General features: G+C 71.3%; 7 protein-coding genes. 6 read left to right on the forward strand and 1 reads right to left on the reverse strand.

Translation table 11 applies throughout. The features are described 5' to 3' along the window. Position 1 precedes the first annotated feature (1 nt). From F4558_RS06990 to F4558_RS07015, 6 genes are all read left to right on the forward strand, one after another. A complete protein-coding gene (locus F4558_RS06990) occupies positions 2 to 1,486 on the forward strand; it encodes an RICIN domain-containing protein (RefSeq protein WP_167943558.1) in 1,485 nt (494 codons plus the stop codon). 77 nt (positions 1,487 to 1,563) lie between these two features. Next, positions 1,564 to 2,766, forward strand: coding sequence for a cellulose binding domain-containing protein (locus F4558_RS06995; protein ID WP_167943559.1), 1,203 nt, complete (start codon positions 1,564 to 1,566; stop codon positions 2,764 to 2,766). A 34-nt stretch (positions 2,767 to 2,800) separates the two neighbouring features. Further along, a complete protein-coding gene (locus tag F4558_RS07000) occupies positions 2,801 to 3,934 on the forward strand; it encodes a glycoside hydrolase family 53 protein (RefSeq protein ID WP_312877283.1) in 1,134 nt (377 codons plus the stop codon). 217 nt (positions 3,935 to 4,151) lie between these two features. Then, positions 4,152 to 4,571 (forward strand): hypothetical protein, encoded by a 420-nt coding sequence (locus F4558_RS07005; RefSeq protein ID WP_157552616.1) that lies wholly within the window; start codon positions 4,152 to 4,154, stop codon positions 4,569 to 4,571. Between the two features lie 155 nt (positions 4,572 to 4,726). Then, positions 4,727 to 7,972 carry an ATP-binding protein gene (locus tag F4558_RS07010; protein WP_167943560.1) on the forward strand — a complete coding sequence of 1,082 codons (3,246 nt, stop codon included), beginning with the start codon at positions 4,727 to 4,729 and terminating at the stop codon, positions 7,970 to 7,972. 127 nt (positions 7,973 to 8,099) lie between these two features. Further along, positions 8,100 to 9,800, forward strand: a complete 1,701-nt coding sequence (locus F4558_RS07015) for a bifunctional 3-(3-hydroxy-phenyl)propionate/3-hydroxycinnamic acid hydroxylase (protein ID WP_167943561.1) — start codon at positions 8,100 to 8,102, stop codon at positions 9,798 to 9,800. Positions 9,801 to 9,850: 50 nt separating this feature from the next. Here the strand turns inward: F4558_RS07015 and F4558_RS07020 are convergent, their stop codons facing one another. Beyond that, positions 9,851 to 10,975: a peptidoglycan-binding domain-containing protein gene (locus F4558_RS07020; protein ID WP_053656539.1), complete on the reverse strand. Its 1,125-nt coding sequence runs from the start codon at positions 10,973 to 10,975 to the stop codon at positions 9,851 to 9,853. Positions 10,976 to 10,989: the final 14 nt, after the last annotated feature.

Raw genomic sequence — 10,989 nt, forward strand, 5'->3', positions numbered from 1 at the left:
CATGACACGGATCAGGTCGGCACGTCGGCTGGCGATCACTCTGGTGACCGCGTTGACAGTGCTTGTCGGCGCCATCGTCGTCACGTCGTCGCCCGCCACCGCCGCCACCAACCAGTTCCGAGGCATGAACTGGGCGGTGCTGGGTGACAACTTCAGCACCGGCCCGCTCGTCGTGCAGGGCCTGAGTGCCTCCGACAGCAATGCGACGGTGCGGGCCAAGGCGAACGCCCTCTACGACGACATGGCCTCCACAATGGGAGTCAACACCGTCCGGCTGCCCATCAACACCCACACGGTCGGGACGGCGTGGTGGGAGGCGTACCGAGGCGCCATCGACGCTGCCACCGCGCGCGGCTTCAAGGTCATCCTCGCGTACTGGGAGGACGGCGCCGCCTCCGGCGGACGGATCACGAACCTCGCCGCGTGGAACGCCATGTGGTCCACTGTGACGAACACGTACGGGGCGAACACGAGCGTCTACTTCGAGCCGATGAACGAGCCGCACGGTTACAGCTCGGCGGAGTGGCGCAACGTCGCGGCGAACTGGCTCAGCTACCACTACTCGGCGGTGCCCGGCCGGGTGCTCATCGGCGGCACCGGCTTCAGCCAGGACCTGCGGGACATCTGCAACGACAGCCGCTTCGCCTCGACGCTGCTGTCCTTCCACCACTATGCCTTCTTCTACGGCGCGATGACCTATGACGCCTTCCGGAGCCACATCCAGACCCGCCTCGGCAACTGCGCCTCCCGCGCGGTGGCGACCGAGTTCGGCGCGCCCATGAACGACGGCCGCAACTACGCCGACGCGGGCAGCAGCGACAACTTCGTGCGGCACATCCGCGCCATGGCCCAGGTCATGCGCGACAACCAGATGGGCGGCACCTACTGGCCCGCCCTCGGCGGCAAGCCCGGCACCATCGGCTACGACTGGTACTCGATGTTCTCCCTGAGCGGTACCGGCACCGACCTCAACCTCACCGTGCGCAACACCTCCGGCGCCGACCAGATCCGGTACGCGTGGGGCGACACCATCGGTGGCGGTCCCACGACGCCCCCGCCTTCGACGGGTACGTACTACCGGATCACCGTGCGGCACAGCGGCAAGGCCATGGACGTCCAGCAACCGAACACCGACAACGGCGCGCGCGTCGGCCAGTACACGTACGGCGGCAGCGCCTGGCAGCAGTGGCAGTTCCAGGATGCCGGCAGCGGCTACTGGCGCATCATCAGCAGGCACAGCGGGAAGTGCCTCGACGTGGTGAGCGCCTCGACCGCCGACGGTGCCGAACTCGTCCAGTACACCTGTGGCGCCGGCGCCAACCAGCAGTTCCAGATGGTCACCAGCGGCGGCTACTTCCAGCTCCGGGCGCGCCACAGCGGCAAGTGCGTGGACGTACCGGCCGCGTCGACAGCGGACGGGGTGATCCTCAAGCAGTACACGTGCAACACCGGCGACAATCAGCAGTGGTCGCGCACCGTCGTCTGACGGGTAGCCCATTAAGAGCATCGACCGAGGCGTGAGATGCATTGGCGATCATCGATGCACTGCGTCATCGTCGAGGTATGACAGGCGTCTTCTCGTCCTCGCTGTTCCGCCGCCTCCGGCCGGGCCTGCTGGCTGCGGCCGCGCTGTCGACGGCGGTACTCGCGTCCGCTCTGAGCGTCGCACCGGCGGCCGACGCCGGCACGGCACCGGCCGCCGCCGCTTATCCCGGGGTCGCACCGGCCCCCGCTGGGGCGGCCGACCCGACCGGGCCCGCGTCGCCGACCTCGGCGCCCAGCACGCCGAGCACCTCACCCTTCCCGCCGAGCGTGCCCACCAACCTGGCTGCCAGCCAGGTCCGCACCGGCTCGGTCACCCTCACCTGGACAGCTTCCACGCGCGGCTGTTGCGCCATCGAGGGCTACGACATCATGTACTACGAGGCGTTCAGCGATGTCATCTACAGCGCCAGCGTCGGGCCCGTCACCACCACCACGATCACCAACTACATCCGGCCGGGCTGGCAGTACTCGTTCCGGGTGTCCGCCCGGGACTCCCTCGGCCACCGATCGAGCTACGGGGACGTGTTGACAGTCGTCACCCCGGTGGCGGACACCGGCCCGGACACCACCCCGCCGAGCGCCCCGCAGAACCTGACCGTCGGCGCGGTGACCGCCTCGACCGCCACGCTGTCCTGGTCGCCGTCGACGGACAACGTCGGCGTCCTCGGGTACGACGTCTACCGGTTCGACGGCTGGTTCACCTCAAGGCTGGTCGCCACCGTGAGCGCAACGACGTACACGGTATCTCTGCCCGCCTCGACGCCGCTGCACAACCTGTACTACGTGCGTGCCCGGGACGCGGTGGGCAACGTGTCGATCGCCTCCAACACGGTCGAGCTGCCCACGACGTCCGATCCGACGTCGCCTCCGCCGTCCTCGCCGCCTCCGCCTCCGCCGCCCTCTACCTGCCAGGTGACCTACCGGAACCAGTCCCAGTGGCAGGGCGGTTTCGTGGCCACCGTGACGATCCAGAATTCCGGGGCGACGCCGATCGACGGTTGGACGGTCACCTTCGGCTTCCCGGGAGACCAGCAGGTCACCTCGGGATGGAACGCCACGATCGCCCAGACGGGTGCCACGGTGACCGCCCGCAACGTCGACTGGAACCGCGTCATCGCGCCGAGCGGCTCCGCGTCCTTCGGCATCCAGGGGCGGTGGAGCGCCAGCAACGCCCCGCCGGCCGGATTCTCGCTGAACGGCGCGCCCTGCACCGTGGGTTGAGCGTGACCCCGTCCCCCTTCTGCGAAGGAGTCTCGTGAGCACGCATCCGGCCACACCTCATCGCCTTCGCAGGGCCCTGATCGGCGCCGTCACGGCCGGCATCCTCGTGGCCTCCACCACGCTCGGTGGCACGCCCGCCTCCGCCGCGAACACGCTGAGCATGCGGGGCGCCGACGTCTCATCGTTGCAGCGCAGCCTCGACCTGGGCGCGAAGTACTACGACGCCGGCGGCGCCGCCCGCGACCCTCTGGACATCCTGAAGTCCGTCGGCGTCAACTACGTACGGCTCCGCGTCTGGAACAACCCGATCAGCGGCTACAACAACAAGAGCAGGGTGTTGGGGCAGGCGAGGGCGGCCAAGGCGAAGGGCCTCAAGGTCCTCATCGACTTCCACTACTCCGACACCTGGGCCGACCCGGGCAAGCAGTACAAGCCGGCTGCCTGGGCCGGTCACAGCCTGAGCCAACTGCGCAGCGACGTGTACGCCTTCACCTACGACGTCTGCGCCAGCCTCAGGGGGCAGGGCACCACGCCGGACAGCGTGCAGATCGGCAACGAGATCAACGTCGGGATGCTGTGGAACGAGGGGAAGGTCGTCAACAACGACTTCGCCCCGCTGGCCGGGCTGCTGAAGCAGGGCTACAACGCCACCAAGGCGTGCGGCAGCGGCATCCCCGTGATGATCCACACCGCGAACGCCGACAGCAACGCCAACGCCCGTTGGTTCTACGACGGCATCCGCGCGCAGGGCGTGCAGTGGGACATCACGGCGCTGTCGTACTACTGCATGTGGCACGGCAGCCTGTCGAATCTCTACAACAACATCGTCGACGTTCGCGGGCGTTACGGGAAGCCGGTGGTGATCGTGGAGACCGCGTACCCGTTCACCCGGAACAACGCGGACAGCGAGCCGAACGCCATCGGCGACGCGACATGTGACGGGATCAGCGCGACCTGGGCCGGGCAGGCCCAGGAGTTCGACTGGGTCCAGAACACCGCCCGTAACGCGGGAGCCGTCGGGGTCTTCTACTGGGAACCGACCTGGTACGCCGTCAACGGCAACGGCTGGGACCCAGCCAACATCAACGGCACCGGAAACCAGTGGGACAACATGGCCGTCTTCGACTGGTCCGGGAGGGTGAACCCCGGCGTGCGCTGGACGCCCTGATCCGCTGCCACGCGTCGGCCTGACCGACACCCATCGCTCAGAACCGGCGCTCGGCCCGATGAGGGCCGGCGCGAATCGTCGGCGCTGTCGGTTGCGCGGCACTGTCCGAGCACGGACAGTGCGCGCCGTCTGACCTCGGCACGGCCCGATGATGGACCACGTCGACGTGCCGCCACGACGGGCCGGCGGGCGTGGAACTCCGGGCAGGGGGATGGGCATGCCGTTCAACGTTGATTTCAACTGGGCCTCACAGGCGATCATCGAGACGGTGGCGGTGCCGTTCCCCTCGCTGGAGACGCCACCCGGCGTGGTCGTCGCCGACCCTCCCATCCCGCAGCTGGAGTCCAAGCGGTCCGGCCCGGTCACTGTCACCATGTTCGGCAACGGCCGGTGGAACCGGGACACCAGCTACCGGTTCAACGCCGGCTGTAACGACGATCGGGGCGTTGCGGCGAAGGTGGATGACGTCGGAGAGCTGTCCCTCGCCGAGGCGGAGCGGCTCGAGGAGTGGTTCCGGAAGCGGTATCCGGGATCCAAGCCGAACGTGCTCAAGACGGGCGGGAAGTGGAACTTCACCCTCGTCCGCAACGGCGCAGTATTCAACTTCCACGTCAGTGCCCGGGGAGCCCACGGGTAGCTTCCGGCACTTCCATGCGGCCGGGCCGGACCGAAAGCCTGACCTGACCGCCGCCATGACAGGACACACTGGACGGTGGGTCGCGGATGTCCGACGCGACCCACCGCTGCCATACTCGGCACTGGACAGGTGGGGATCGTCGTTGTGGTGATGGCGTGCAGTTCCGGGTGCTAGGTCCGCCGGAGGTCGTCCGGGACGGGCAGGTGGTGCCCCTCGGAAGCCCGAAGCAGCAGGCGCTGCTGGCCCTGTTTCTGCTGCGACCGAACCGGTTCGTCGCCGCCGACTGGCTTGTCGAGGCGCTGTGGGACGGACGGCCGCCGGCCAGCGCCCACATGACGTTGCGTACGTACGTGGCAGGGTTGCGTCGGGTCCTGGAGCCGGAGCGGTCCCACCGCGAGCCGGCGCGCTTCCTTCGTAGCCGCCCCAAAGGGTACGAGCTGCGGGTGAAGATCGAAGCCATCGACGCGATCCGGTTCGGCAGCCTTGTGGATCGGGCGGCGGACGCGCTCGCGGCCGGGGAGCCGGCGACCGCCGAGTCCGGCTACGCCGAGGCGTTGGCCCTGTGGCGGGGCGAACCACTCGCGGGCGTCGCCGAGCTGGCTGCGGTGCGCCCGGAGGCGGCACGCCTGGCTGAGCTGCGGTTGAGCGCCGAGGAAGGGCGGCTGACCGCTGCCGTCGTGGCCGGCAGGCACGCGACGCTCCTGGCGGAGCTGCGCCGGTTCGTGGCGGCGAACCCGTTGCGCGAGGGGGCGCGGGCGCAGTTGATGGTGGCGCTGTACCGGTCCGGCCGGCAGAGCGAGGCGCTTGCGGTCTTCGACGAGGGGCGTCGGATCCTGGCCAGCGAGTACGGGATCGACCCCGGCGAACAGGTCCGGGCGGCGTACCGGCTGATCCTTGAGCAGGCCGTACCGGCGCAGGCCGACCCTGTCGCGGCCGCCGGTCGGCAGACCGTGCGGGTGGCCGAGACCCCACCGCCCGCCGCCGAGCCGGGAGCACAGCCAACCGAGCCCGAAGCGCAGGCGACCGAGCCCGGAACGCAGCCAACCGAGCCCGAAGCGCAGGCGGGGGAGCGTGGGGCTGAGCCGTCCGGGCGGGAACAGGCGGTGGCCGACGTGTCGCCCGACCGGGGTGCGGGTCCGCTTGTGGGCCGGGACGCGGAGCTGGAGCGGCTACGGGAGACACTGCACGCGGCCAACCGGCACGGCGGGCGGATGCTGGCCCTGGTGGGGGAGGCCGGCATCGGCAAGACCAGCCTCGCCGCGGCACTCGGCGCGCAGGCCGCCGAGAGCGGCGTTCCGGTGGTCTGGGGTCGCTGCCCCGATGTCGGGCAGGCGCCGCCGTTCTGGCTCTGGAGCCAGGTCGTCCGCGCGCTCGTGGCGATGCCGGAGGCCAGCGCCACCGGCTCGGCGAGCCGCCTGGACGGGTTCGCCGCCGGATCGCTGCCCGGCTCCGCCGACAGCGGCGGACTCGACCCGACGGCGCGGTTCCAGGTGTACGAGGCCGTTTCGGAACTGGTCCACGCTGTGGCCCGGCGGCGGGGTCTGCTTGTCGTGCTTGACGACCTGCACGCCGCCGATCCGGACTCGCTGCTGTTGCTGCGGTTCCTCTCGGCCGACCTGTCGGCGTCGCGGGCGCTCGTGGTCGCCACCCTCCGACCGTACGAGCATGACCCCGTCCTGGTGGCGACAGTCGCCGAGCTGGCTCGCGGCTGGGGTTTCGGTCAGTTGCGGCTCGCCGGGCTGGACGCCTCCTCGGTTGCCGACCTCATCCGGGAGCGGACCGGGGTGGCACCACCGGAGCCGGCCGTGGCCCGACTCGTCACCCGTACCGGAGGGAATCCGTTCTTCATCACGGAGCTGCTCCGGTCCCGGGCCGACCCGGCGGATGCCGGGGAGCTGCCGCCGAGTGTCCGGGACACCCTACGGCTGCGGCTCGGCGGGCTGCCCGACCCTGTCCGGCGCTGCCTCGACCTGCTCAGTGTCGCCGGACACGACCTGGACCTTCAGGTGCTGGCGGCGGCGCTGGACACCACGGCGCCGGCGGTCGCCGAGCGGCTCGTCCCGGCGTACACGGCCGCACTGGTGACCGAGGCCGGGCCGGGCGCGGTCACCTTCCGCCATCCGCTCATCGCCGAGGTCACCTACGCCGAGCTGCCCCCGCCGCACCGGGCCGCGCTGCACGCCCGACTGGCGGTTGCCTACGAACGGGCAGCCGACGTCGCACCGGCAGAGCTGGCCCACCACTTCGGTCAGGCCATCGGGCTCGGTCACGGCGAGGACCACCTGCGGTGGTCGCTGCTCGCCGCCGACGACGCGACCAGGCGGGTCGCCTACGAGGACGCGCTCGGTCACCTCGAACGCGCCGCGCACCGGCTGGCCCCGACCGCGCAGGTGTCGCCCGACAGGGCGTTCATCGAGTTGACAGTCCATTTGCACCGCGCGTCGCTGTTGCAGATGACTGTGGGCGTCGGCAGCGACGCGGTCGACCAGGTCTGCGCCCGTGCCCGCGAGTTGTTGACGCTCGTGGGGCCGGACGCCGACATCCGTTCCGCGCTCTGGGCACTGGGCGAGCTGGCCGCCAACCGGGCCGAGTTCGCGATCTGCACCGACCTCGCCGAGCGGCTGGTACGGGCCGAGGACGACGGCAGCCGGCTGATCGCCGTGGCCGGCGAGTACCTGCTGGGCGTTGTCGGCTACTTCACCGGCCGGCCGGCCGACGGTGAACGCCGGCTCACCGCCGCGATCGACCGGCTGCGTACCGTCGATCGTGGGCTGCTGCGCCGCGAGGTCGGCAGGCGTCCGGTCCTGGGCTGCCACAACTTCCGGGCGCTTGTCCGCTCGGTGCGCGGCAACCCCTCCGGCGCCTGGGCGGACATCGCCGACGCCGCGGCGCTCGCCGAGGAGCTGGACGACCCGTACGGCCGGGCGAACGCGGCACTCTATGCCGCCTGGCTGGCGATGCAGGAACACGACGTCGACGCGGCCGACGCCGCCGGGCGGCGGTGTCGGGACATCGGCCAGGCCACCGGCCTGCCGCACATGATGGCCACGGGCGCGTTCTTCATCGAGTGGTCTGCCGCGCGTGGCGGCGACCACGGCCGGCTCGAAGCGATGCGCGCAGCAGGCCAGGAGATCTATCGTCCCGGGCTGCGGTCCACCCGGACCATCACGATCTGCGCGATGGCCGAGGCGTACCTGACCGCCGGTCGCCCGGAGACCGCGGCGACGCTCGCCGACGAGGGCCTGGCAGTGGCCGAGCGGTTGGGCGAGCTGGTGTTCGCCGCGGAACTGCACCGGATCCGCGGTGTCGCCCGCCGCGACCGCACGGAGTGGGACCTCGGCGCCCGGATCGCCGCCGAGCAGGGAGCCGGGCTGTTGCTGCCCCGGTTCGCCGGTTTCTGACCGGCGTGGAGGCCCGCCTCCACGCCGTCTCCACACCTTCTCCACGCCTGCCTGGTGCCCTGGTTGACGTCGGAGGAGGACGGCTCGGAGCCGTCCCCACGGGAACGTGTTCCGAGAGGGCACCGCCATGCGTCCAGTTCAGTCGTCGGCCCACCACCCGGTCCAGGATGTCGACGTGGCCGTCATCGGCTGCGGGCCGGTAGGTGCGCTCACCGCCAACCTGCTCGGCGCCCGCGGCGTCACCACGCTCGTCGTGGAGCGCAGCGTCGCCCCGCACGGCCAGCCGCGGGCCTTCTCCTGCGACGACGAGGCGCTGCGCATCTACCAGCAGGCCGGCCTGCTCGACGAGATCCGCGGAGAGACGATCGCCCCGCCGCTCGTCGAGTACGTCAACCACGCGGGCCGGGTCTTCGCCCGGATGGCGCTGTCCGAGACGGACTTCGGGTACGGACACGCCCCGCTGCGCTTCTTCGACCAGCCACGGCTGGAGCAGACGCTGCGGACCGGGCTGGACCGCTTCCCGCACGTCCAGCTCTCACTCGGCACCGAGCTGGTCGGTCTCCAGCAGGACCAGGACGGGGTGACAGTGCTCCTGTCCGAGGTGGGCACCGGCCAGCGGCGTGCAGTCCGCGCGAAGTACGTGCTCGGATGCGACGGCGCCCGCAGCGCCACCCGCGCCGCCGTCCGGATCCCGCTGGGCGGTGCGAGCTACGCCGAGCCGTGGTTGGCGGTCTCCGGCGATGTGCCGCCCGACGCGGTGCGGGTCAGGGACACCCGGTTCGTCTGCGACTGGCGGCGCCCGGCGTTCGTGTCTCCCGGCGCGGCCGGCAGCTACCGGCTGGAGTTCATGCTGCGCCCGGGGGAGACCGAAGCCGAGATGCGGCGCCCGGACATGATCGCCGCGCTCGTCTCGCCGTACGTCGACCCGGACCGGTTCGACGTCACCCGGGCGGTGGTCTACAGCTTCCACCACCTCATTGCGCAACGGTGGCGAGAAGGCCGGGTGTTCCTGCTGGGCGACGCGGCCCACCAGATGCCCCCGTTCCTGGGCCAGGGCCTGTGCAGCGGTCTGCGCGACGCGGCGAACCTGTCGTGGAAGCTGGCTCTGGTGCTGTCCGGCGCCGCCGACGCCGCAGTGCTTGACACGTACGAGACCGAGCGGCGCCCGCACACCGTGGAGATGGCGCAGACGAGCGTCCGGCTCGGGCGCGTCTTCCTGACCCGCAACCGGGCCGCCGCCTGGATGCGGGACACAGTGCTCCGGGCGGTCCAGGCGATCCCCCGGGTACGGCGGTTCGTGGAGCGGTTCGAGTTCAAGCCGGTCCCGGCGTACCGGCGGGGTCTGATGGCCGGCGGCCGGCGCGACGGCGTGGTCGGGACGATGTTCCCCCAGCCCCGGATCGTCGTCGCGGGGTCGCCGGACGCGCGACTGCTCGACGACGCGCTCGGCGACGGCTTCGCGGTGCTCGGCCCCGCCGCAGCGGTCAGACCGCTCAGCCCTGCCACGGCGGGCGGTCCGCTCGGCCCGGGGTGGCGGGGGCTGCCGGTGCGGTTCGTCGCCGTCCACCCGGCCGGCACGCCGGTGGCCGACCTGCCGGAGGACGGCCAGCCGGACCGGGTCGATGTCGTCGACGTCGACGGCGTGCTCGGCGAATGGCTCCGGCGTCACCACACCGACCTGGTGGTGCTGCGGCCGGACCGGTTCGTGTTCGCCCTGTCGACGGTCGACGGGATCGACCAGGGCGGGGCCGACCTGTCGGCGGCCCTCGGCGTGCCGGCGGGCCGACCGGAGCAGGTCGTGCGGCCGGTGCCCGGGGCTGCCTCGTGACCCGGTGCCGTCACGACGACCGGCAGCCCTCGGTCAGCCGACACCAGTCGTCAGTACGTGACCTTCACTCCCATCTTGCGCCAGGTGCGCGGGCCGACCACGCCGTCGGCGGCGAGGCCCTGCATCTTCTGGTACCAGCGCACCCCGGCCTCGGTCCGGGCGCCGAACTTCCCGTCCGCCTTGCCGCACTGCCGCTCGCCGATGAACCGCTGGACGAAGCCGACGTCGTCGCCCGTCGCGTCCCGGCGCAGCGTACGGCTACCGGGCGTCCGTCGCGGCTGAGCCGGCGGCTTGCTCTGCGGCTTCGCGGGCGTGGCCGGCTTCGCGGGAGTCGACGGCTTGGGGGGAGTCGACGGCTTCGCCGGTTCCGGCTTGTTTGCCGCCCGGAGGGCCGCCACGGTCTTCGGCCCGACCAGGCCGTCGACGGTGAGCTTCTTCGCCTTCTGGAAGTCGCGCACCCACGCCTCGGTCCGGCTGCCGAAGTCGCCGTCCACGGCGAGCGGCGGCTTCGCGCCGAGCGTGTTCGCCAGGGTCTGGAGTTCGCGGACGTCACCGCCCGTGGAACCCTTGCGCAGGACCCGTTCGCCGAGTTTCAGCGCCACTGTCGGTGCGGCGGTGGCGATGCCCCACGGCCGGCGGCTGTTCTCCAGGTCGGTGGCGTGACTCACGCTGACGTGCAGATGCTTGGTGTGCGGGTTCGACCCGGTGTAGCGCGACGGCGTGAATCCCCGCGTACGGCTCCAGATGGTCCGGTCGAAGATCACGTACTGGGTGGACGGGTGGGCGATGGCCCGGCGTACCACCAGCTGCGGATCGATGCCGTCCCGGTCGACGTCCAGCGCGTTGACGGAGTTGTCCTGGTCGGGGTTGTGGTCGGATTTCGTGGCCTGGTGGGCGGTGTCGCCGATCCAGCCGTCCGAGGCGCGATCCCGGTTCGGCCAGCGGGCGTTGATCTCGTTTCGCAGGCACACGAGCACCGGGGCGAGCCGGACCGGTGGGCGCAGGCTGGGCGGTCCCTCCTCGTCGTCGTCCGGTTCCTCCCAACCGGGGTCGATGCCCGGGTCGTCGTCCGGTCCGAGGTCGTACTCGATCTCCTCGCCGATCAGGCTGCCCGGGTCGTCGTCCTCGTCGTAATGGGTGATGTCGGGGTAGTCGATGCCAGGTCCCCGGTCCATGTCGTCCTCTCAGG

Origin of the sequence: Micromonospora profundi (assembly GCF_011927785.1) — a bacterium.
Taxonomy (GTDB): domain Bacteria; phylum Actinomycetota; class Actinomycetes; order Mycobacteriales; family Micromonosporaceae; genus Micromonospora; species Micromonospora profundi.

What these genes read in the sequence shown, in the direction of transcription:
- F4558_RS06990 (WP_167943558.1), top strand. Translation starts at nt 2, where the DNA reads ATGACACGGATCAGGTCGGCACGTCGGCTGGCGATCACTCTGGTGACC.
- F4558_RS06995 (WP_167943559.1), top strand. Translation starts at nt 1,564, where the DNA reads ATGACAGGCGTCTTCTCGTCCTCGCTGTTCCGCCGCCTCCGGCCGGGC.
- F4558_RS07005 (WP_157552616.1), top strand. Translation starts at nt 4,152, where the DNA reads ATGCCGTTCAACGTTGATTTCAACTGGGCCTCACAGGCGATCATCGAG.
- F4558_RS07015 (WP_167943561.1), top strand. Translation starts at nt 8,100, where the DNA reads ATGCGTCCAGTTCAGTCGTCGGCCCACCACCCGGTCCAGGATGTCGAC.
- F4558_RS07020 (WP_053656539.1), bottom strand. Translation starts at nt 10,975, where the DNA reads ATGGACCGGGGACCTGGCATCGACTACCCCGACATCACCCATTACGAC.